At 58.6% G+C, this 22,516-nt stretch carries 14 protein-coding genes and 1 pseudogene; 9 read left to right on the forward strand and 6 right to left on the reverse strand.

Translation table 11 applies throughout. The features are described 5' to 3' along the window. Together CRT23_RS25330 and CRT23_RS25335 are read right to left on the reverse strand one after the other, a co-directional pair. A pseudogene (locus CRT23_RS25330) lies at positions 1-112 on the reverse strand (dTDP-4-dehydrorhamnose 3,5-epimerase family protein); the annotation flags it as partial. 344 nt (positions 113-456) lie between these two features. Beyond that, positions 457-1,107 carry a ParA family protein gene (locus tag CRT23_RS25335; protein ID WP_103712321.1) on the reverse strand — a complete coding sequence of 217 codons (651 nt, stop codon included), beginning with the start codon at positions 1,105-1,107 and terminating at the stop codon, positions 457-459. 564 nt (positions 1,108-1,671) lie between these two features. On the opposite strand from CRT23_RS25335, the gene CRT23_RS25340 reads away from it, so the two are divergent. Further along, on the forward strand, positions 1,672-3,324 hold the full coding sequence (locus tag CRT23_RS25340) for a histidine kinase (protein WP_103712322.1): 1,653 nt from the start codon (positions 1,672-1,674) through the stop codon (positions 3,322-3,324). After that, entirely contained in the window at positions 3,321-3,983 is a 663-nt protein-coding gene (locus CRT23_RS25345; protein WP_103712323.1) for a response regulator transcription factor, read from the forward strand. The genes CRT23_RS25340 and CRT23_RS25345 overlap by 4 nt, the downstream gene beginning before the upstream one ends. Positions 3,984-4,019: 36 nt before the next feature. Here the strand turns inward: CRT23_RS25345 and CRT23_RS25350 are convergent, their stop codons facing one another. Further along, complete coding sequence (locus CRT23_RS25350; protein ID WP_348628898.1) at positions 4,020-5,300, reverse strand: glycosyltransferase; 1,281 nt, start codon at positions 5,298-5,300, stop codon at positions 4,020-4,022. Between the two features lie 1,799 nt (positions 5,301-7,099). On the opposite strand from CRT23_RS25350, the gene CRT23_RS25355 reads away from it, so the two are divergent. The 3 genes from CRT23_RS25355 (at position 7,100) to CRT23_RS25365 (ending at position 11,289) form a co-directional block, all read left to right on the forward strand. Continuing rightward, the gene (locus tag CRT23_RS25355; protein ID WP_103712325.1) at positions 7,100-7,963 is read left to right on the forward strand and encodes a glycosyltransferase; all 864 of its coding nucleotides are present in this window, start codon (positions 7,100-7,102) and stop codon (positions 7,961-7,963) included. 243 nt (positions 7,964-8,206) lie between these two features. Then, entirely contained in the window at positions 8,207-9,964 is a 1,758-nt protein-coding gene (locus CRT23_RS25360; protein WP_103712326.1) for a type I secretion system permease/ATPase, read from the forward strand. Next, entirely contained in the window at positions 9,961-11,289 is a 1,329-nt protein-coding gene (locus CRT23_RS25365) for an HlyD family type I secretion periplasmic adaptor subunit (protein ID WP_103712327.1), read from the forward strand. The genes CRT23_RS25360 and CRT23_RS25365 overlap by 4 nt, the downstream gene beginning before the upstream one ends. 47 nt (positions 11,290-11,336) lie before the next feature. Here CRT23_RS25365 and CRT23_RS25370 read toward each other — a convergent pair whose 3' ends face one another. The 3 genes from CRT23_RS25370 to CRT23_RS25380 are packed head-to-tail and all read right to left on the reverse strand — an operon-like array spanning position 11,337 to position 13,730. Continuing rightward, positions 11,337-12,152: a TylF/MycF/NovP-related O-methyltransferase gene (locus CRT23_RS25370; RefSeq protein ID WP_210202103.1), complete on the reverse strand. Its 816-nt coding sequence runs from the start codon at positions 12,150-12,152 to the stop codon at positions 11,337-11,339. Further along, on the reverse strand, positions 12,142-12,969 hold the full coding sequence (locus CRT23_RS25375) for a SapC family protein (RefSeq protein WP_146056514.1): 828 nt from the start codon (positions 12,967-12,969) through the stop codon (positions 12,142-12,144). Before CRT23_RS25375 ends, CRT23_RS25370 begins: the two co-directional genes overlap by 11 nt. Continuing rightward, a complete protein-coding gene (locus CRT23_RS25380) occupies positions 12,966-13,730 on the reverse strand; it encodes a SapC family protein (protein ID WP_103712329.1) in 765 nt (254 codons plus the stop codon). Before CRT23_RS25380 ends, CRT23_RS25375 begins: the two co-directional genes overlap by 4 nt. A gap of 226 nt (positions 13,731-13,956) precedes the next feature. Here CRT23_RS25380 and CRT23_RS25385 point away from each other — a divergent pair, with 226 nt between their 5' ends. The 4 genes from CRT23_RS25385 (at position 13,957) to CRT23_RS28725 (ending at position 22,348) form a co-directional block, all read left to right on the forward strand. Continuing rightward, the gene (locus CRT23_RS25385) at positions 13,957-15,237 is read left to right on the forward strand and encodes an IS66 family transposase (protein ID WP_103712330.1); all 1,281 of its coding nucleotides are present in this window, start codon (positions 13,957-13,959) and stop codon (positions 15,235-15,237) included. 525 nt (positions 15,238-15,762) lie between these two features. Then, complete coding sequence (locus CRT23_RS28715; RefSeq protein ID WP_103712331.1) at positions 15,763-17,634, forward strand: calcium-binding protein; 1,872 nt, start codon at positions 15,763-15,765, stop codon at positions 17,632-17,634. Positions 17,635-20,049: 2,415 nt separating this feature from the next. Next, positions 20,050-21,369: a polysaccharide biosynthesis/export family protein gene (locus CRT23_RS25395; RefSeq protein WP_103712332.1), complete on the forward strand. Its 1,320-nt coding sequence runs from the start codon at positions 20,050-20,052 to the stop codon at positions 21,367-21,369. An 841-nt stretch (positions 21,370-22,210) separates the two neighbouring features. Beyond that, positions 22,211-22,348, forward strand: a complete 138-nt coding sequence (locus CRT23_RS28725; protein ID WP_181017470.1) for a hypothetical protein — start codon at positions 22,211-22,213, stop codon at positions 22,346-22,348. The last annotated feature ends 168 nt before the right edge of the window (positions 22,349-22,516 follow it).

Genomic DNA, 22,516 nt, shown 5'->3' on the forward strand with positions numbered 1-22,516 from the left:
CGCGCGCCAGGATGTCCGCCCGGTACGTCTCGCAAAACCAGCCCCGCGCATCGCCAAAGCGCGTCGGCACCACCCGCCGCACCGCCGGAATCTCCGTCTCAATCACCTGCATGTTCAGATCAAGCCTGTATTTGTACCTGGTGCAACGCCGCCGATGTTGGCAGGCGGTGAACAATCACAAGAATGCCAGACTTTATTAGTTAGATGAGTCTGATAATCCCTTGTCGACTGGAGAGTAGGCGGTTGGTCAGCACGAAAACCATGGCGAAATTACGTGCCCGTCCTCTTAGTGCACAACGGAAGCCGGGAGAAAGATAAAGTACAACATGTAGGGCAATTGGTGCGGGGTCGGATGTTTTGCTGGATGAAATCTTATTGCCTAGTTACGAAGCTGCGCGCTTTGCCCTGCACATGTATCTTTCTGCGAGCACACCCACAACATACGGACCTATAGTATTAAGCCACGGCCTTCCCAAGCTGTTGAAGAACGAGGTCAGCCAAAACCTGCATTTCGGCAGCGGCCTTGCTCGCGGGTGCTCCCACCGAAACCGAAACACCTTGGGTGAACGCACGCACGAAATAGATGTCATGACTCATGGCGGGACTGATAGACTCGCCCAAGGCACCTAGCTCGTCGGTAATCTGCTGCCCCTCAGGCGTTTGCACATCAACTCGGGTGGGCACCATCAGCACTCTCGCTTCGGAACGCGCGTCCGCACGCAACATCGACGAGACGCTCGCAAGTGTGTTCCGAGCCGCGTTGATATCAAGACTAGAAGGGCCGCACGGTATTAAGATGACATCGGCAACATCAACGGCGGCGCGGAACACGGTGCCCAGTCCGGCAGGGGTGTCTACCACGACGACGTCGGAGGATTGTTTTAGCACGTTTCGCAGCCACTGAGACACGGTTCCGCTCGAGAGCAACTCCTGCTTCACGGCAAATCCGAGCTTTCTCGGAGCTGCCCAGGCGACGGCGGAGGCTTGTGGATCAGCATCCACGACTGCGACCCTCATACCGCGCCGACTTAACTCGCCAGCCAAGTTGATCGCGAGCGTGGTTTTGCCCACGCCCCCCTTTTGTTGTACGACCGATACAATCTGCATAGCACCTACGCTACATTCGCCGACGACCTTTGTGCGTCCTCGTGTACATGCGATGAGCAACCCCTGACAACCAATGCATCGACCTCGTTCAGGGGGAAAGTACGCATTGGCTCAGGTGGCGGACTTGATGCCCGCCGCCCACTGTGAGTCTGTAAGTTCGGGTTGCGACCAGCGATACCGTCTGTCCCGCCCACAGGGTGAGAGAAATGCTGTCCCGCCCACAGGGTGAGAGAAATGCAATCGAGACTGCTAAATGCGCGTATAGTACCATATAAAGATATCTAATTTACCACATAAAGCAGTAATACATTAAGAATACTTGGTTTATTTGCGAGTAATCGCTTGAAAACTGAGACGGCCCGCTTCCAGAGCTGCTCCGATCTCTACCGCATCGGACTTTGCCCGTGCATATTCTGCCTTGTCACCAACCGGTATGCTCACTACAAGAAGATTATCCTGGAAAGTTGAGGGACGGTGGTGTTCGCACGCGCACGGAGCAGGGTAAGGAGGTCCGTTTTCAACATACCTGCCGAGCGCGTCATCTCAGTGGGAAGAGCTGCGATTGTGTTTGCGGCACTTGCCGCGGCCGCTGTTGGCAGAACAGAGCTCCACAAAACCTTCAAAGAAGCGGAAGCGCTGCTAATCGTCTATGCCATCTGCAGCGTGGTGCAACTCGGCTTTGTGTTTGCAAGGAGGCCCGGCCGGCTCCTTCTGCTTGCCATGCACGCGACCGACATCATTGTTGTCTCGCTTCTGCTGCAGCTCTCGAATGGCACTGAAAGCGAATTTTTTCCGCTGTTCATATTTGTTCTTACCTCGAGCATGATTCGGTGGTCTTGGCAAGGGCCGTTGATCACGAGCTGTGTGCTCATTGTGATTTTTTGTTTACTATACAAAATTGACCTCGCGTCACAATTGTCAGTGGTAAGTTATACGGCGAATGCGGACCTAAGTGAAACGCTTATCCGGGGCAGCTTCATTGTGATCTGCGGATTTATGTTCGCTTACGTTGCGGCTGATCGGCGGACTGTCCAGCAGAAACTCGAAAAACTGTCGGAACTAGACTCGGCATCGAGCGAGGCTGAGCTGGAGATTGATGCCGCAACTGACATGAATGCCTCGTACGTTCAGCAGGATCCGACGCGCCAGTTCGGCCATCATCCGATGCGTCTGGCCGAAATTGCCGAGCAGCTTGCTGGCGTATTCTCGGCGCCCCGGGTCCTCATCGTTTGGGACGAGTTCGGTGGCGACGAACGTTTCGTGTGTCAATGGTCGACGAGCGGCTTTCAACTCAGCGCCGAAAGTTCCAGTCTGTTCGGAACGCTTGTCAGCCCAGCGCGTGAAAAAGCGACGTTTTCCGCAGGGGCCATCGGAAGTAACTCTGAGGCAATTCTCGACTGGGACTTGGTCAAAACGTTTAGGATCAAAAAGACTCTCTCAGCTCCTATCATCGGCAAATTTTGCAAAGGACGAGTGTTTTTATTGGACCGCAGAGTGTGGGCGGACGCCGACATCGTTCTCGTTAGGATTGCCACGTCTCGCTTGGCGAGGGCACTGGACGAGCAGCTTATCCGCGATCGGCTCGCGGCAACGGCTGCGATGCACGAGAGACACCAAGTTGCACGTGATCTTCACGACACGGCTCTCCAGGGCTTGGCTGCAGTGAGTTTACAGCTGAAGCAACTCGCTCGTGGCCTGCCTAGCGAAGCACAGGAGGAAGTTGAAACGATCAGGCGCATTATCGTAAAGGAGACTCGCTACATGAGGTCACTTGTTGAGGAGGTCGGGACGCCAGCCAGGCGATCTGGTGGCTTTGTTGCTCTCAGAGGTACACTCCTCGAGCGGGTCTCGGCGCTTCGCGAGCAGTGGAAGTGTGACATCGCGCTCTCGGTCGAGCCTGAGACTCTCACCACCTCTTTCACTATTGCTCGGCACTTGGAACGCATCGTAGCAGAGGGTGTCTCAAATGCGGTCCGGCACGGTCATGCCTCACGAGTCGACATTAACATTGCCGAAGGGCCCTCATTGCTGACGATGCGCATCCAAGATAATGGCCTCGGATTCCAAAATGTCAGAGCGGCTCACGGGACGGACATGGTTGCCGATGAGGATGCAAAGCCGCTGTCGCTTCGGTCGCGGGTTCGGGAACTGGGAGGGAAATTGTTCATTAGCTCTTCGGAAGCAGGAACAGATCTCTCGTTTGAGCTGCCAAAATGATTGCTGGTCGTCCGATACGTGTTGTTGTTGCCGATGATCACCCTATCGTTCGTAGCGGCCTTGAAGCTCTTCTTCGAAGTTCTCCAGATTTCGAAGTTGTTGCGTCATGTTCAAGGGGAGATTTTGCACTCGTAAAGATCCGGCAGGCGCTACCAGAAGTCGCCGTTCTCGATGTACAAATGCCAGGTCTGACGGGCGTTCAAGTTTTAGCCGCGCTCAAAGAAGAGGCTTCAAGCACACGGGTCATCCTGCTTACAGCTTCTGCATCCGACGAACAAATCGCTACCGCTGTGGAGCTTGGCGTCTACGGCATCCTTTTGAAAGAGGCTGCCGCGGATGAGCTCTTAGAGTGTATCCGTTCCGTCTCCCTAGGCTTAAAATACCTCGAGGGCGATTGGGTTTCGGGCGCTCTTAAGCGCTATGGTCAGGAGCAGGATAGAAATCAAGCGGTGAGCGGTTTGGATACATTAACGCCGCGCGAATCGCAGATCTCTGAGCTGGTCGCCCGCGGTATGTCAAACAAAGAAATAGCTCGTCAGATTGGCGTTTCTGATGGAACCGTAAAGATACATCTTTCTAACATTTTCCAGAAGCTTAATGTCACAAATCGGACTGCGCTTGCATCTTTAAGCCGGGCCACGCACAAGGCAGGACATTAAACTTAGTTGGTGTAAATCTAGCGTAGGCTGCTTGAGCTATGGGCCATTGTTCGTAAGAAAGCTCATCATCGTCGGTAAACAAACACGGTGTAAATCGTAGCGTTGGACAACGGTCTTTCGCGCACGTTCACGAATGGCAGTGAACTTATGCGGTGCTCCTAATACAGTCACCACAGCTCCCGCGAGCGCGTCCGGCTCGAGGAACGGTACCAGTAGCCCGTTCGTGCCATCGATCACCTCTCTCACTGGTGCCGTGTCTGACGCGATCACAAGGCCGCTGACGGACATAGCTTCGAGGAGAGACCATGACAGGACGAAGGGGTATGTGAGGTAGACGTGCGCGGAGGAGATGCGAAGCGCAGATAAGTAGTGGTTGTATGGGACCCGGCCAAGAAAATGGACGCGCGACAAATCGATTGCGCGCGAGACTTCCCCGAGGAAGACGGACCGCCAAGTTTGACCTGCTGGGGGTGGATAGCCATACTGACCCTGGTCTCCACCAATAATGACAATCTGTGCCGAAGGCCGCTGGCGCATGATGCGCGGCAAAGCTCGCATGAAGACATGGAAACCACGGAGTGGCTCTAGCGTCCGGTTAACGAAAGTCACCACTTCATCGCTTCGCGTGAGCGTTCTTCCGTTTGGAAGGGTAAGTGCAGCATCAGAGCAGGGGGACAGGTACGCCGTGTCAACACCGTCGTGGATCGTCGATATCTTCGACTGCATTTCAACTGGGTAGGTGGAGCGTTGCCACACCGTTGGAGATACGCCAGCGTCACTTTCCGCGAGTGCAAGAAGTGAGGCAGCGTTTTTCAGACGGATTGACACTTCACCGTCGACACCGAAAATGGGAAATTCTGGATCAAAGCCTACATCCTGGCCCTGCGTCCGGTAATAGAATTCACAGTAGGTGATCAACCGCGACTTAGGAAAAACGGATCGTAGAGGGAGAGTTTCCCCCCATCCGCTGTGCGCAACAACGACGTCTGGCACGAAGCCCGACGAGACAAGATGGCTCGCAGCGTACAGAACTTGTTCAGCCCGCCGGCACTCGAGGTCAAAGCGCCGCGCAAAGGGGTGGGTTGCAGACACGTCGGCAGGTTCGAGTACGTAACGCTCCATTCGGACGCCAGGCACGCCACGGGCGTTCTGAGCCCCGATCGCGGCTACGGCGGAACCTTCGTGCTTTGCGAGCGCGGAGGCCACGTGTTTGAACTGCCCAGGGAAGTTATTATGTACGAATAGCGTTTTCATTGACGGACGTTGTGCCCTACACATGCGCTTATGCCAACTCACCGCGGGATGGCGTCGGTGCATCAAGGTGCCGTGCTGCAAATCCGCATCGAGCGAAGCTGCGAGTGCGTCCGGCGATAAGCCCCTGACGACCAAGTAGTTACGATTCGAGTCGCGGCTGCCGAGAAAATCCAGGTGGTAATCAGCATTGTGTTTCGCAAGTCTTATCGCCGTGTGTTCGTTTTCATGTGGGTAGTCATGCGATCTTCCAAGCGATTGTATAACTTTTTTCTTTGTATTCTCGCCGTAGTCTCAACAGGGATACGGATAAAAATTTATAGAGAAAATCAATCGACATAAGATAAGGCTAGGTTTGTCACGAATTGCTCAGCGGCTGTTTCATGACTTGCCCTCTAGAGAAAATCGTAACCCAGCATTTCTGGCTTAAGGTAAATTCTTGCTAAATAGGTGTGAGTCGCTTGGATGCCTCGACAGCGACCGCCGCCCTGGATTAATCCTGGCGCAATCTGTTAGCTTACCCTGGTAATCGGGAATGCCCACGCGCCCGGGATAGCCGTACTCACGAGGCATCGAAACACATGCAACCTCAGCTGCCGAGCAAGAAAAAGACAGTGAACGTTCGGCGAGGCCTCTACCTGCTCCGGTACGACTCCGCCGGCGACGACAACCGCCCGCCACAGGTGCGAGTCGGCCTTAAGCGGGGCAGCGAGCGAAGCATTTCGCTGATTAGCCATCCAGACGCCCAGGAAGCTGTGTTGAATCGCCCCGGGAGCAGTCTCGTGGTGAGAGCCGCCTCAGACGGTGAGTTGGAGTTGGAGGTCCGTGCGTCTGTCGCGAACGGGTCCACCGTCGCTTCTGTCGACCTCGAGCCTCTGCGCTACGAGTCGCTTTCCGCCTCGACCGAAATCGACACCTCGCAGCTACAGATCATGGGCCACGTTGCAAGACGCGGCGATGTCGAGGTGCCCGGCGGAACATGGATTGCCGGTCCTTCCAGCCCATCCCCAATCGAAGGTTTCGCACTGCGTTGGCCCAATCAGCCAACTGGGATCAGCCTGCAATATGCGGTGCAAGTTGGCGGTGCGAGACCGGCTATGAGCAAATGGGTTGATCCGGGGGTGTTTGTCGGTACGCGAGGGCAGGGGGCCCCACTGCTTGGAGCGAACTTCCTTCTTGCTGGACCGGGCACGGAGAACCTCGAACTCAGTGTTGAAGCGCTATTCCTGGGCGCACCGCCGATCCATAGGAAAGGCGTTCGACTAAATGTTGCTGGTCCAACAGGCCGCGAGCCTTTGGTGGGACTTCGCTTGGAGCTCCTGCAGCGCCAGACAACAGATGCACCCGAAGCGTCGCAGGCAGCCGTAGCGGCTCCCGGCCTGAAGGAGCCAGCGCGGCGGGTGCGGGTGTTCCGTGCACAAGCTGATACGCCAATCCGACGAGGCTCGTGATCCGAAAGCGACGCGACCGCCGGACTACGCTGTACAGAGAGGCTGCATCTCGCTTGCCTCCTCTCCGCAGCCCTGTAAGGCTAGTTCCTAACGCGGCGCCGCTCCCTAATAAAGCGAGTGCCCAACGCTTAACCTTCCGTCGTCGACCAAGAGGACGCCCTGCGGTGGTCGGTAGCTAGTAGTTGCCTCCGGTCGTGTTGCCGTCCTCAGTCTTCCCCACCAGAACTATCCTGGAGTTTGTGACTGTCACAGCCCCCTCGTCAAGTTTGAATAATCTCATGTTTTAGCAGACTGTAGTGGATTTCGCGCGTCAACACTCCGAGCATGTGCTTCTCTTCGAGAAGGCGGAAGCCCCAGCCGCCATGACGTGCGGAAACATCGGGAACATTAAGAGCGAGCTCCCCTGGCATCACCATGAAGTGGTACACCTGCTGTAATGAAAAGGGGATTGAGCTTGGCGGCGAATGCCTTATCGCGGCCGTCCATTCTTGCCTTCAGAATACTTCGCTCATGCCCAATCTCGTTTACAGCGGGCGGGACAATTCCTTCATTCGCTATTTGTCATCGCTGGGCGTGAAAGTTCTATTCCACCGCAGCAGCTTCGAAGACGCAATCAATGCTGCTTCCCCGCGTCAAGGATTTAACAAGGACTGGGCAGCAGGAAACTTCCTCAGGTTTGATATTCCGTTGCTCGAGCGGGATGAAGACCACGTCCTCTACACAGACACGGATGTTGTTTTCTGCTCCGACGTCACGAGCCTACCTATGCAAGGAGTCATAGCAGCAGCAAATGAGTTCTTAATCGATGGAGTGGAGGTGAAGGAACGGTCAGACGTTTTCAATGCCGGCGTCATGGTCCTCAACATGCCCGTCCTTCGGCAGCTCCATCGAGACATTCTCGATCTGACGATCGCGAATGATTTCGCGCGAGGAGCCGCGGGGTGGTACGACCAAGGGATCCTCAACGGCCTATTCGCAGATCATAGAGTTCCGCTGTCGCCGGCAATGAACTGGCGTCCCTTCGCGAAAACCTCTTTGCCACCTGCGATCATTCACTTCCATTACCTCAAGCCCTTCGAGGTGTGGCCGCTTCGGAAAGGAAGCTTGGCAGCACAGGATCTGAATGACGTGCAGCGTCGGCTGTATGCGGAAGCCCCTGAACACTATGCGTGGGCTTTCGAGATCTATCAGCAGCACCTCCACACGGACGCGATTCGGGCTCTTGCGGAGAGCTATCCTGCAAGTCCCCTCAGCACGCTGTCGGGCCGACGACCCTGACTTCAGGTCTACCGAACCCGCGCGGGGATAAGGGCGGCAGATACGCGCTGGAAACGGCATGCGTCCGTGTGAGCAACCACAGGCCCAAAAAAGCCAAATTGGCATTGCGTATGTATCACAGTGCAGGCCTCAGCAGTACTACGTGGAATTGCTAGGCTTGTCGCGACGCACAATCTGATACAGAGATGGCTGGCACCGATAGGGGATGCCGTTGTCGGGAAGAATGCCTCGGGTCGGGAAGTGATGGCACACGAATCGAAAATGCCTGGTCGTCAACCGTCGCCAGTGTTCAATACATTACGCTCGCTCACGCCTGCGTACGTGTCCCTCTTCCTCTTCAGCTTCTTCACCCCTTTTCTTTATCTCAGTGGGCCGATCTTCGGTGAGCAAATCTCTGATCGCGTTGTTCTGAGCAGAAACCTGACGTCTTTATGGGTTCTAGCGGGAGTCGCCTTCTTCCTGGTCGGCGTGTACTCGCTGCTTGACTTCCTACGGGGAAAAGCACTGCGACGCTTAGGCGTGGTGATCGACCAGCGTCTCGCCCGCCTAGGATTTGACGCGCTTCAGCGCGAGGGAGCAAACCCGCGCGGATCCGCATCGTCCGTGATCCTGGCAGACGTGAACACCGTTCGCGACTTCTTGTCCGGGCCCATTATCGGAGCGACGTTCGACGCAATCTGGTCTCCCCTGTTCATCGCCGTCATGTTCGTTATCCATCCCGTCTTCGGCTATCTCACGTTAGCGATGATTGCTCTGACGGCTTGCCTAACCGTTGCAAACCAGTACCTCGTGAGAGCGGACAGCCAGAACCATCAAGTTAGCGCCTTGAAGGCGAGCGAGTTCGGCCTGAGTGTCACCCGAAGCGCCGACACGCTCCGGATCTTGGGCATGATCCCGGTGCTCACAGGACGATGGTATGGCCTCCACCAAACAGCGCTTGGGTGGGAGGCTGCGGCCACGCGCCGAGCGGATCGAATTGGTGCGGTGATCAAGTTCTTCCGCAACGCCCAGATGCCAATCGTTTATACCACCGGCACGCTTCTCTACTTGGCCAACGAGCTTGGAATGGCGACGGCCTTCATCTCTGTCATGATCATGATGCGTGCTACCGGACCCATCGATGCTGTCATTGGCAACTGGAGGCAGTTCGCTAACTTCGCGGCTGCCCGGAGGCGCCTCGACGAGCTTTTGGTGGCATCAAGTCTAGCAACAGCCAAAATCTCACTGCCGGCACCTCGCGGAGCCCTGACCGTCTCACGCCTGTTTGCGACAGCCCCTGGCGCCGACAAAGTTCTTCTGAACGACGTGACATTCAGCGTTGGGCAGGGTCGCGTGCTCGGAGTCGTGGGTCCAAGCGGCGCGGGCAAATCCTGCCTAGCCCGCATCCTAGTCGGGATCTGGCGTCCGGTGCGTGGGACGATCGCGCTGGGTGATCACGAATTGGCGCACTGGAACGAGGATGAGCTCGGTCCTCACCTCGGCTACATGCCGCAGGATGTTGAGCTGTTGCCCGGCACGCTCGCGGAAAACATCGCTCGCTTCCAGCTCAACGGAACCGAGGGGTCCGAGGAACTGATTGCGGCGGCCGACCTCGCGGGCATTCAGGACCTGATCAAAGCGCTTCCGGACGGCTACAACACGGTGGTTGGGCCAGGAAAGCACGTCCTCTCAGGAGGACAGCGACAGCGCGTTGCGCTGGCGCGCGCTGTCTACGGCAGCCCACGCTTCGTTGTGCTCGACGAGCCGAACTCCAATTTGGATGCCGCCGGTGAACAGGCGCTCAGCGCCACCGTGTTACGCCTCAAGGAGATGGGAACGACAGTCGTACTCGTCACCCACAAGATGAACCTCCTCAGTTGCTGCGATGAGGTTCTCGTGCTCAACGCCGGCACCGTTCAAGCCTTTGGCTCACGGGACCAGATCGTCAATCGCGTCCCCCGCCTGCGGAGCGCGCCGCAGCTGACGCTGGTGGATGGCCAGGGTGATAAGAGGGCGTCATGACGCAAGCCGCCAACCTTCTGCAAGCGCCCGCTCCGTCCGCCAACTGGCGTGCGCCGATCATGGCGGGCTACGCACTCATCGCGTTCACCTTCGGAGGGCTGGGCAGCTGGGCTGCCGTCGCGCCTCTTGATAGCGCTGTCGTCGCGCCAGGAGCCGTGTCCGTCGAATCCAATCGCAAGACCATCCAGCACCTCGAGGGCGGTATTGTCCGGGAGATCCTAGTGCGCGACGGCGTGCAGGTTCGCGAGGGAGACACCCTCGTGCGCCTTGATCCGACGCGCACCGAGGCGACAGAGGACTTGTACCGGCGTCAGCTCGCCTCCGCCCTCGCGCTGGAGGCGCGGCTCGTCGCGCAGCGCGACATGGCGAGCAGCATCAGCTTCCCGGCTGATGTGACGGCACTGTCAAAGGACCCGGTGGCCGCCAGTGCGATGCACGACAATCAGCTCCAGTTCGAGAGTCGGCGCGAAAGCCTGCTGCGTGGTCTGGAGGTCGTCGACGCGCAGATCCGCCAAACCGAGCAGGAAAACGCTCAGGCGAAGGCCGATAAAATCTCTGCAGACAAGCAGCTCGCGACCATCGATCGCGAGCTGCCAGGGGTTAAGCAGCTCTGGGAGAAAGGTCTCGTTGCGCTGAGCCGTATGACCTCACTCGAGCGCGAGCGGCTTCGCCTCGAGGGCTTGGCGGAGCAGGCCGGGATCACCTTGAAGAAGGGGGCTGAGAAGATCGGCGAGGCAAAGGCCCGCGCCGAGCAACTCAGGCAGGAGTACCGCCAAGATGCAGCGAACCAGCTGCCAGAGGTTGGCAAAACCATCAGCGACGCGCGTCAACAGATCATCATCGCTCAGGACGCACTGAAGCGCATCGAGATCAAAGCTCCGGTCTCAGGCACCATCCAGCAGCTCCGGATCTTCACCGTCGGTGGCGTCATCAAGCCGGGCGACGCCATCTTGGATATCGTGCCCGCGTCGGACACGCTGGTGGTTCGTGCGCGCGTTTCACCCATCGACGTCGATCGGATTCGCTCCGATGCGCCCGTCGAGGTGCGTTTGCCGCAGTTTCTGAAGTTCCAGAGCGAGATCATCCGAGGAAAAGTTCGAAGCATCTCCCGCGACAGCATCGTTGACGAGACGAACCGTCAACTCCCCGCTTACTTCGCAATGGAAGTCGCGGTCGATCGATCGAGCATCCCGGACTACATCAACGATCGCCTCACCGCTGGCATGACCACCGACGTCGTGGTGCCCACGGGCGAACGCACCGTCCTGCAATACCTGGTGGCTCCGCTCATGAATCGGCTCGGAACATCCCTTCGGGAGCGGTAAGCCTCCTGCCTACTCGCACCGCACTTCCGCCGACCCGTGCGGTGCTTTCACATCGGCCTCTTGATCACGACGCCTTGACCGGTCGGCAGCTCCAGGATGGTGTGGTTTCGCTCCGCCATCCAGGCATCCTCGGCGACTTTCTGCTGGGAGTACCCACTCCAGCCATAATCATCGAAAACGATCATTCCACCCGGCGCAATTTTGTCCCAGAGCGCATCGAGGGCGGCGATTTCTGAGCGCGCGGCATTCATGTCAAGGTGCAAGAACGCAATCTGCGACGGGCAGCGGGCTGCAAACGTGTCCGGAACGATGCCGCGCACGATCCTGACGTTGTTGTACTTCGCGAAGCGTGTGACGACGCTGTTGTAAATCGTGTCAGGGTTCTGCTGATTTTCCTTATCGTAGATGGCGTTGGAACGTCCCTCGCTGTTGTAAGCGGGTGGGATGCCGACGAACGTGTCGTAGAGATAGATCGACCGCTCGACCTGTTGCCACTGGAGGTAATCGGCTAGAACAGCGAATGAGAAACCATGCCAGACCCCACACTCGACGAAGTCGCCGGGAACGCTGAGGCAATGGTTTGCTGCCCAAGTCAATGTGTGTAACCGCCAAGCGATGGACCGCTCTTGGTCAGTTCGCGCATTGTTCAACAACGCGTGGCGGAAGCGCGTATCCTGTAAGAAACCAGCGGACCGACCGAGTGCAATCAGATTGTCGCTGGCGTAAACGGGCTGGAAAATTTGTCGAATTTTGGCGAGACATTCGTGAAAGAGCGTCCCGCGCCCGTCACCAAAGTTGCCATAGAACACGCCGTCTTCCAGAGAGCGGACCGGGGTACCAGGCGTTTTCGTCTCACTCATCATCACCCTCGAACACCGTCATGGCTTCGTAGTCGAACAGAGTTCCGACGTCGACTGCACTTGCCAGAGCATCCTCCAACCCGCGTCCGATCTGGCTTGCCCCAGCGTCCTCTGCGGCTTCTGTTGATGGCTGCTGTTGGATCTCCGGAAGGCACTCCCGGCGCAGGAGTCTCTGCGAGAACAAAAGGGCGATCGCAACATCGAAGCTGGTAAAGTCGTGGCGCGCGAGGGCCGCGCTCGCTCGGCCACTCAGCTTGGTCAATCGAATAGGATCGATGCCGAAAAGGGGTGGAGGCGCGGTGAGCTCGGTCTCATGACGCGCAGGTCGCAACGGTGCGAGCAGATCCGCGATCAGCAATCGTTCCAGCGCAGGTATCAACCCAACCTGTCCCTCTTGCAGGCGCAACAATGACTTGTGTGTTGCTGCAACCAAGGGGTGGCACTGCCCGCTCGCGTCACGGAGGGGAGCACCAGAATCGTTCAACGCCGAGACGGTGATCTCCAGGTCTTCCAGCGGGTGTTGCCGTTTGAAGCCGGGCCGAAGCTGAAAAGGGTACGCGCGCAGGGCGAGTGGTCTATAACCAGCGATCCAGGTTCCCTCTGCATCAACACAAGGCCTCACCGCATAGCCGGGGTGAACAATGACCCCGAGCGAAGGCGCACTGAAGTCCAGGCGGATCGCAAGCGGCAGGTGATGCGACGCCAGGTGCAATTCAGATCCAGCAATGGGCAGCCACATCAGACCTTCGGCGAAGTGAAAATCGTCAGGCGGTGAGAAGCAGCGGTTCGCAACACCAGCCAAGGGGACGTAGGTGCTCACGCGCGCTCCCCGTCCGACTCGACCTCGTCCTCAGCGACCGCCGGAGCCTGAAGCGCCGCGCGTGCCTGAGCCAGCAGGACACCGGCTCGAAACAGGGAGATGCGATGCAAGCCTAAAAGGCCTGCAGCGCTTGCACCATGCTGAGCCAGCAGCGGCGCCAACCGCCCTGTCGTGAAGGCCTCCTGCCGAATGCCAAACAGGTTCGGCACGTTGATATGGTGTTGCTCGATATCAAAGCTGAGATGCCAGGGCTCCAGCATTCCATGTCTGCTGAGCCAATCGCTGATGGACCGCGTTTCGGGAAGATGTCGTGCGAACGCGCCGAGGCACGTGGCTCGTTGCGCCGTTGCACGCGACGGCTGGCCGTCCAGATTCGTGACGGGTGCACCGACATTGGTCGGCGCGTCAGCGACAACATCATCCAGCATGGTGCGGGGGGCAGAGTCAGCGGATACCTCACCCGCCGGATCAAGAAGGAAGGGGTACGCCTGCAGGAGTAGGGGGTAGGTGCCAACCTCCGCTTGCGTGAACGGGTGGTACCCGCGTCCTCGATCGAGCAAGGAGCGCACGGCGACAAGTTCCATCTCGTCTCCGCGCGGCCGCCAAACGATAGGGAACCAGGGGACGAGGCGGGACACCTCAGCGTGCACCACGGGCACGACCTGCGCATGGCGTACCTGCTGATAAGCAACCTGCGCGAAGATGCGCCGGACTGTGATGTCGCCGACGATCGGAACAGGACGTTCGTAAGAGAAGTACATCGCTCTCCGGAGCCGCCGGCGTCCTTGCGCGGAAGCGCATTGCTAACCGGTGTTCTCCTCGAATGCTACACACCACATCAGGGGCTGAGCTCGTCTCCTGCGCGGCAAGATCGTCTGCATTGCGCGAAGGGATATGCCTCAGCGGGCCGATAAGCTCTGCACATGCAGATTGCTGGTAATTACCCAGGCCCTTGCGCGGGTCGGGTTTCGCTGATTCCTTCGTAGGATGGGGCGCAGCGATCTTGAGCGGTTGAGCCGGGAGGAACTGATCGAGCTGGTGCTGCGTCTGCAGCGTCCGGACAAGACCTCGCGCACGTCCTCGAAGCCGCCCGCCACAGACCGCAAAGAGCGGCGCGAGCAATCCAAACCTGGCGGGGCCAAGTCCGGCCACGAGGGCCATAGCCGCGTGATGATCGACGATCCCAACGCGGTCGTCGATCATCGGCCCGACCGCTGCGCGTGCTGCGGCGGCGCCCTGCACGGAGATCTTCCTGCCGAACTCGTGAGCGTGTCCGAGCGGATCGAGTTGCCGGAGGTGACACCGGTCGTGACGCAGCATCGACGGTTGGCCGTGCACTGCCCGACCTGCGGGGTGCGGGTCGTCGCGCCGGTGCCGGAGGCGGCGCGGGGCACGCCGTTCGGCCCACGGCTGCATGCGGTGGCGACGTATCTCAAGACCTTCCAGGCGCTGTCCTACGAGCGACTGCAGGCAGCCTTGTCGGACCTGTTCGGTCTGACGCTCAGCCAGGGCGGGCTGATGAACCTGCTCCAGCGCGCGCAGAGGCACTTCCGTCCCGGCCGCGAGGAGGCCGTCTCGACGCTACGCCGGGCCGCTGTGATCGCCTCGGACGAGACCGGCGTCCGGATCGAGGGCAGCAACGCTTATCACTGGGTGTTCCACGCGGCCGACGCCGTGGTGCACACGGCCTCGCCGACGCGGGGTGCCATCGTGATACGGGAGATGATGGGCGGCCACCGGCCCGCGGTGTGGATCTCGGACCGCTACACCGCCCAGCAGGGTCACGCCGCCGCGCACCAGACCTGCCTCGCCCATCTCGCCCGCGACGTCGCTTACGTCGTCGAGGTGAGCGACGATCCCGTGCCCTGGCGATTGCGGCTCTTGTTGCGATCCGTATTCGCCCTGGCCGAGCGCGTCACCGACTTGGCCGCCTCGACGCTCGCCGCCAAGCGCCGGACCTTGGGTCGACAGCTCGGCGCCATCCTCGCCACGTCGAGCCGCTGCGACCTGACCCGCGACCTGCAGGCCAAGATCGGACGGGCGCGTGATCAGCTCCTCGTCTTCCTCGCCCATCCCGGCGCGGTCGAACCGACCAACAACGGCTCAGAGCGACTGCTGCGCCCGGCCGTGATCCAGCAGAAGGTGACCAACGGCTACCGCGCGATGTGGGCCGCTGAGGGCGAGGCCGCCATCCGTACCGTCGTCGATACCGCACGCCTCGCAGGCCACAGCCCATTCGGCACCATCCTCAAGACCGTCGGTGCCTGATCCCAGCCGTCTCAGGCCTGGGTAATTACGATTGCTGGTCGCCTTCAAGCTTACAGCAATCATTTTTAGTCGCGAGCTCGATCTGTCTGACTAGGCTCAGAGACTTAAATTTCGTGAACGGAAATGGAATTTGATTTTGCGAACTCCCTTTAGTTCGCCATTCCTCTCAATCCCAGATTTGCCGCAGAGGCACTCGTCACCTCCATCGCTGACGGCAGAAGGTGGTCAATGCCTGCCCGCGAGGATGACGTCGCGTACGCCTCACCGCCTTGGGCGAAAGGTAAGGCGACTACCTATCCCAAATGGCATATGGCGCAGTGCAACGAAGCTGCGTATGACCGTTCCTTAAGGATAAGCGGTCATTAAAGACTGCATCCAGGGGCTGACCAGAAGCTTCGAGAGGATGAATAATGGCCGCGCAGCAGCATTGCGCGATCAGTGTCTCCTGCGCGGAAGCTTAGGATCTGCAGGGTGTGTACTCTGAGCTCCTCGCCAAGATTTTTTGATTGTTGAGGGGATATTGCAATGGCCGTCGTAAACTATGACCTCTCCAGCGATCAGCTCGGGACAAAGCTCCCGGCGTTCGATGCGGAGACGCGTGCGGCCATCAAGCAGGCGCTCGACGCTAATTTTGGCACTGGCTTCCATCACGTGAAGGTCGCCTACAACGAGGCGAGCCCGACGATTGTCGCTGATGTCGCGAAGGACGGGCACAAGACCCAAGGTATCTTCGACACGAACGCGTCGGGCGCACACCTCACCGTTACGGGCACGCAAAGCGTGGTGGTTGGAACCGGCACCGGCAACGACACGGTCACCGTCAAGGGCCCCGGCCATGACACCGTTTTCAGCGGCGCGGGAAATGATACCATCAGCCATGAGGGTGCCGGCTACAGCTCGCTGAATGGTGGGGCTGGCGACGACACCATCACGGTCAAGAAGGCCAACAACTACGACACCGTAGTCGGCGGCACCGGCAATGACACCCTGACCTCGGCCGGCCACCACACGCAGATCTTCGGCGGTGAGGGGAATGACTCCCTCGTGTCCGCTGCCGACACTGGCCATCACAACAAGCTGGACGGTGGCGCGGGCGACGACGTGCTCAAGGCGGGCTCGACGCTGAACTACGATACCCTGATCGGTGGTGACGGGGCCGACACGCTCATTTCCGCCACTGCCGGAAGTCGCCTGAATCAGCTGCTCGGCGGCGAAGGGAACGACTCGATCTTCGCGTCCACTCGCAACGACCTCCTCGACGGCGGCGCTGGCAACGACACCATCTTCGCAGCGGCTTCCAGCTTGGCGGAGATTGCACGCGGCGGCACCGGGAACGATACGCTGACTTCGCAGGGCACGCGGAACCAGATGTTCGGTGAGGCCGGCAATGATGCGCTCCAGACGACGGGCACCCAGGATCTGCTCGACGGCGGCGATGGCACTGACACACTGTTCGCAGGCGTGGGTAGCTCCTACGATACGCTTTCAGGCGGCGCCGGCGCCTTCAACGATTCCTTGACCTCCTATGGTCAGCACAACATCCTGCTCGGCGGCGACGGCGACGACGGTCTCACGACCTTTGGCGGGTACGACTCCCTCGATGCTGGCAGTGGAAACGATACGCTGTTCGCGGGCTCGGGCAGTTCATACGACACCCTGATCGGTGGTATCGGAAACGACTCCCTGTCCTCCACCGGTCACCACAGCAATCTGAACGGCGGCAAAGGCAACGACACGCTGTCCTCAACCGGACATCACGATTTGCTGGACGCAGGCGACGGCAACAACGTGCTCACGGCCGGTGTCGGAAGCTCTTACGACACGCTCGTGTCCAGCCTCGGCACCGACAGCCTCAGCTCAGCGGGCAATCACAACCAGCTCATCGGTGGCGCGGGTAACGATACGCTGGTATCGTCGGGCAGCTATGACTCGCTTGACGCCGGGAGCGGCAACGACATCCTGCGTGTTGATGTCGGCGGTCATCACGACACGCTGTTCGGCGGGAACGGAACCGATCTGCTCTCCGATTATGGTACGGGCAGCAGCCGCCTCGACGGTGGCGATGGCAACGACACGCTGTACGCCGGTGCGACGACCACGGGTGACACGCTGGTCGGCGGTCTCAACAACGACCTCTTCCAGATCTACGGAAAGGGTGTGCTGGCGCAGGGCGGAGACGGCAACGACACCTTCGAGCTGTACTCGCACACCGGCAACGACACGATCGACGGTGGAGCAGGCACGCTGGATCAGCTCAAGCTGTCCGGCCACAGCAAGAACGACGCCGTCATCGAGAGCCACAACGATGGTTCGCTCACGATCCATCTGGGCGATCAGACCATCGACGCCAAGGGTATCGAGCGGATCGTCTTCGACGACGCCACTCTCAAGTACTAACCGCACGAACCCTATTAGGGCCGTCTTGGAGACCCCGGCGCGATGCGCCGGGGTCTTTCCGTTAAGCGGCCTCAACTATGTTCGCCATGTCGGCAGTGGTTCACGTGTAAAGCGCTCCACATCGGTGACGTCCTCACCGCCGACGGGCGGGTGGACGGATCCGCCTACGGCTTACGTCATCCACGGCAACAGCGCCGCCAACGGGCTCAGCGGCAACTCTGGTGATGCCCGGCTGCTCGGCCGAAACGAAACCGACACCTTGACGGGCGGCTGTGCCGACACTGCTCACGGAGAGGCGAGCGCAGATAACCTGAACGGACAAGCAGGCTTCAACCTGATCAGCGATGCCTCAGCCACAGGGGGTATCACGCTCGATCCAGGCAACCTCACTACACGCACCGGGCGGGACGGCCCTCGAGACGATCCAGATTGAATTTGAGAGCACCATCGGCACAGCCTCCAGCAACACACTTGCGGGCACCGCCGGCGACAACGTGCTGGAGGGCGGGGAGGGCGCTGACGTCCTAAGCGGACGAGTGGGCCCGGACGCCTTTGTGACCCGCTCTGGCGCCCGAGCTGATCGAATTCACCGACTCGCGCCGGGAGCAGGCGTGAACGACCACGTGACCGAGTAGCACGGGCAGTTCGCGAACTCCCCTCAGAGCAGGGGCCGCCTCGAACTTCACCGGCACGGTACAAGGCGCAGTACAGGCGTGCAGATCCAGGCCTGTAAGAAGGTGCTGTACCTTGCTGGAATGACCGCGTAGGCGCTTTTCACCCCTCTCGGAGTTCAAACCGAAGCTCTGCCCCTGCATGCCCGTGCCCGGGGCAGTTCTCGATCTACCCCAAGGGTGAATCTGCAATTCCGCACTCGTTGCTTCTTGATGCGGCTTCTCAGCAGACGCTGCGAGCGGATAGCCCCCGGCCATAAATCGGAACATCCTTAAAAAAGCCTTTCCAGGGGATCAAATGCATGAAACCTTTCGCGCCGGCCCACCGTAAAGCGCCCTGCTACTATCTTGCTGAGGTGACCATGGACGAGCTCGACCCTCTGCCATCTCTCCCCCCACTCGTGCGTCTGCACTTGGGGCGCAATCTGGCCGACGTTTACCGCGTGTCGGCACCTCCCCCAGACCGGCTGACCGATGCGTTGGCCAACTTGGACGACACCGGGGTCATACAGGGGCATGGCAATGGAGGGACGACTGGTGCTGTAGGACTTGGTTTCGCTTCAAGAGTCCTGAGAAACGCTGGCGCCTTCCTAGGCCGCGCTCGCAGCCGTTAGACCAGAGACCCTTCCTTCGTTGGGGGGGTGAGGCAGGCATTGTTCTTCGAATTGAATTGGGACCAGTTCCGCCACGGTCGCTAGAGAATGGCTTCCCGGCAAGCGAACGGATCGCGCACATAGCAGCTGGCAGGTTTTACGCGCACGCGATCAGGATAGCCGGTTTTCGGTCGTGGTGACCTCCGGAATTGACAAAGCTCATAACCATGAACGTTCCGCGGGGGGGCTTTCACCCGGACCGTGTCCAAAGCACCTGTAGCTCCAGGGCGCCAACTCCTTGGGGCGCCATTGCGCGACCCCGTGCTGGTCAACGTCTTCCTCGAACACTTGCGCCAACGCCTGACACTGCGCGTCGTTCAGCTTTGGACGCCTGACTGGTGCTTGCGCTGAGTTTCGCCGCCTGACCAGCCGCGTTGAAGGTTAGGACGAGTGTCGCGCACAGCCTGCAGGATACCAACCTCAAGTCCCGCCTTCTCCGACGGGCTGCCAGCGCCATGGAACTCGGCACGGGCTTGCTGCTAGCAACACCGGGCCGCGGTGTAGCTCACCTGGACGGGAAACCGACGATCGTCGATAGCGATGTCCTTCCGTCGTAGCACTGCTGGATCCTCAGCCAAACTTCGCAGCATATCTCATGGATCATGCACAACAGACCCTTGTAGCAACGAGAAGTGTCCCCGTCATCGTCTTGAGTGAGATTGATTATCGTCGAACTCAGAACTAATAGGCAAGGAAAATAGAATAGATTATTTCGATAGATTGTCTTTGTCTTGAAGTTAAAATTTGAGAAGATAGAAATAAACGCCGTCTTGTCTCGTCGTATCTCGCCTATACTGCTCCAGGGCGATTTCTAAAGGCGCAGGCAAAAGTTTACGACAGGCACCGGCTGCTCCTACATTCAGTTTTCCGGCCTTCCGTAAGCTGAGGTTATGGGCTAAAATTGAATCTAAATTAAGTAGCGATGCGAGAGGTGCTTTGAATTATGGTTCGGAAAGTTCGCCAGATAGGAAATCTCGGCTTTTTCAGAGGCCGCAGTTCTCGCGGTTGATTCGAATGATGGTCTTGGATAAGTGACGAGCCAGTGCGCAAATTGTTAGCCTGGCCGCAGTTGTAATTGGAAAGCTAGCCCGATGATGGTTCGGAGATCCTCCTTCGTCAGTAATTTAGATTCCCGCGAGGGTGCCGTTTTTTCTAAACTACAATGGACGAGCGCTTGGACCGTTGCGCTTTTCTCCTGTTTCCTTGCGGTGACGAGTAATTGTTGGGCGGGGGAGTACAAAGTACAAGCTGGAGATGCGTTAGATTTTTCTGTGACCGGCATTCCAGAAATAAAGCAGAGGATCGCTGTGTCTCTTGAGGGTGTCGCCTCATTCCCTTTGGTTGGAGAGGTAAACGTTTCTGGCCAAACGTTAACTGAGATCCGTAATCTAGTCAGATCAAGTATACCGGACAAATCCCTAAACATTCGGTCTAAGGATGGGAAAGAAATCACTACGGTGGTCTCTGCCTCTGAGGTAATTGTTGATATTGCAGAATACCGCCCAATCTATATCGGTGGGGATGTCAGTAAGCCTGGGGAGCAGGCCTACAAGCCGGGTCTGACCGTCCGCAAAGCAGTTTCTGTGGCGGGAGGGTATGATCTTGTAAGATATAAATCCGTAAATCCCGTCATGGAGTCAGCAGATTTCAAGTCTGAACATGAATCTCTGCTCATCGAATCGTTGAAGCTTGACTATGCGAAACAGAGATTAGAGGCTGAACTGGCCGGCAAGGCCATTTTAACACAGCAAAACGAAAAAGATGCCGCTCAACGGAAATCGATGAGTTCTCAAATACGGGCATCGGAAGAGGCAATACTCAAGACCCGGATGGATGCTTATTCGAAGGAAAAGGCTTTTCTCAAGGGGTTTGTTGATAATGCTGCCGCTCGTGTTGGTGTCTTAGAGGAACAATTGAAACGGGAAGAGGAGGGGTCAAAGATCGATGAGAGTGAAATTGAGCGGGTAAACGAGCTCAATAGACGCGGCGTTGTGCCAATTACGCGTTCGGTCGAGACGAGGCGAGTCGCCCTATTGTCTTCGACACGAGCACTGCAGGTAAATGCGCAGCTTGGGCAGACGCGCAAAGAGAGAGATGAGGCGACCAAGAATTTAGGCTCATTTGAAGATAAGAGGCGTAACGAACTTCTCAGCGATCTTCAGGACAATTTGATCAGAGCAATGACTCTGAGAAGCCGCCAACAGGCGACTGATGAGAAGTTGATGTATACGGGTATTCTAAGGAGTCAATTAGTCCGCGGAACGGGTATTGCACCGCAGATCCTGCTTTTCAGGACAAATTCCGACGGAAAAAAGGAAAAGATCACTGCCGATCCAGAGACCGTATTGTATCCTGGGGATGCTTTAGAGGTTTCACTGAGTTCGGATTATAGTGAATTAATCGGCAGGTAGTAGTCTCTGGTATAACGGACGACCGTGCAGGGGGGGGGCTGCTGATGCGGATTGTCGAAAAGCAATCGCTAATGCCGTAGCACCTTGAGTGAGAGCCACGTTGGGTGGTACCGTCGTCGAGGTCGTAATTTCCACCTCGGGGGTTCGAACCCAAGGTGGAGATGCGGCCCGCGCCGGTGCCGTTTCGGTCAGGCTTCGGTTGCCGGTGTCCTGCGGGCCCTGGCTGAGGGGTCATACGGTTCGGCTCAGACCGGTTCCCTGGCTGGCCTTTCAATAATTTCGTGGGACGGCTCGCACCCGGTTTGACCTAACTTTCTGTCCGGTTGGTCTGGGCACGGCAGCGACCGGGTGGTTGCCTTCAACACTGCCGCCTCGAACAATGTGAGCGAAGGCAAGGCTCCTGGCGACCGGCCACGCCTGAACGCGATCGGCGCGGTGTCCTTATGGCTTCGATTGATCAGGTTCCGACCTCCACGACCGCGGCGTGATGCGCCACGGCCGTGCAATCTGGGCCAGTCCCTGTCCAAGGATTGCCGCGTGTCGGTCTCTGCGGCGCCAAAGGTCCTGACCAGCGAGTGCCAGGCGGAGGCGGAGGACCGGGCTATGTGGAGCCCTGGAACCCCGATTTGATTCTCTGGCTGAACAACTCCGCCATCCGCGTGCTGGGGGAACGGCTGATGCGGCTCACTGTGCTACTGCACCTGTCAGTGATGACGGGGAGCAGGACGCAGCCGCGCGCCAGAAACCGTTCAGCGCCCGCTGGGCACGAAACCGCGGCGGTCTACGATGCGACCACTCGCACGTTCGCTATCTTGCCCGAGCAGGTGCGGCGATCGCTGACATGAGACCAGGGGCCGAGATGCCGCAGCACAGGCGCCTGCGGGAGGACGAGGGCCTGACCTATTATGTCGTCTTTGGTGTCTATCAGGCCACGCAGGGACACCTCCTGCGGATCGAGCTTCGACAGGTGCGTGGGTGACCCGGCGGACAAGCCGCCACCGCGCCGCTCGCCTCAAAGGCTGCCATCCAGCCAATGACCGTAGTGTTCCCAACTTTGAACCGCGGGGCCGTCAGAGACTAGGCTCTGGACCCATAAGTTTGGCTTAGCAGGTGTGTCTGTGATTCCTTCTGGGTGGAGGAGGCGCCG

This window comes from Methylobacterium sp. V23 (genome assembly GCF_002917135.1).
Classification (GTDB): Bacteria; Pseudomonadota; Alphaproteobacteria; order Rhizobiales; family Beijerinckiaceae; genus Methylobacterium.

Coding starts and splice junctions, on each gene's coding strand:
- CRT23_RS25360 (WP_103712326.1), top strand. CDS start 8,207: ATGGCACACGAATCGAAAATGCCTGGTCGTCAACCGTCGCCAGTGTTC.
- CRT23_RS28715 (WP_103712331.1), top strand. CDS start 15,763: ATGGCCGTCGTAAACTATGACCTCTCCAGCGATCAGCTCGGGACAAAG.
- CRT23_RS25335 (WP_103712321.1), bottom strand. CDS start 1,107: ATGCAGATTGTATCGGTCGTACAACAAAAGGGGGGCGTGGGCAAAACC.
- CRT23_RS25345 (WP_103712323.1), top strand. CDS start 3,321: ATGATTGCTGGTCGTCCGATACGTGTTGTTGTTGCCGATGATCACCCT.
- CRT23_RS25370 (WP_210202103.1), bottom strand. CDS start 12,152: ATGATGAGTGAGACGAAAACGCCTGGTACCCCGGTCCGCTCTCTGGAA.
- CRT23_RS25395 (WP_103712332.1), top strand. CDS start 20,050: ATGATGGTTCGGAGATCCTCCTTCGTCAGTAATTTAGATTCCCGCGAG.
- CRT23_RS25355 (WP_103712325.1), top strand. CDS start 7,100: ATGAAGTGGTACACCTGCTGTAATGAAAAGGGGATTGAGCTTGGCGGC.
- CRT23_RS25365 (WP_103712327.1), top strand. CDS start 9,961: ATGACGCAAGCCGCCAACCTTCTGCAAGCGCCCGCTCCGTCCGCCAAC.
- CRT23_RS25385 (WP_103712330.1), top strand. CDS start 13,957: ATGGGGCGCAGCGATCTTGAGCGGTTGAGCCGGGAGGAACTGATCGAG.
- CRT23_RS25350 (WP_348628898.1), bottom strand. CDS start 5,300: ATGCACCGACGCCATCCCGCGGTGAGTTGGCATAAGCGCATGTGTAGG.
- CRT23_RS25380 (WP_103712329.1), bottom strand. CDS start 13,730: ATGTACTTCTCTTACGAACGTCCTGTTCCGATCGTCGGCGACATCACA.
- CRT23_RS28725 (WP_181017470.1), top strand. CDS start 22,211: ATGAGACCAGGGGCCGAGATGCCGCAGCACAGGCGCCTGCGGGAGGAC.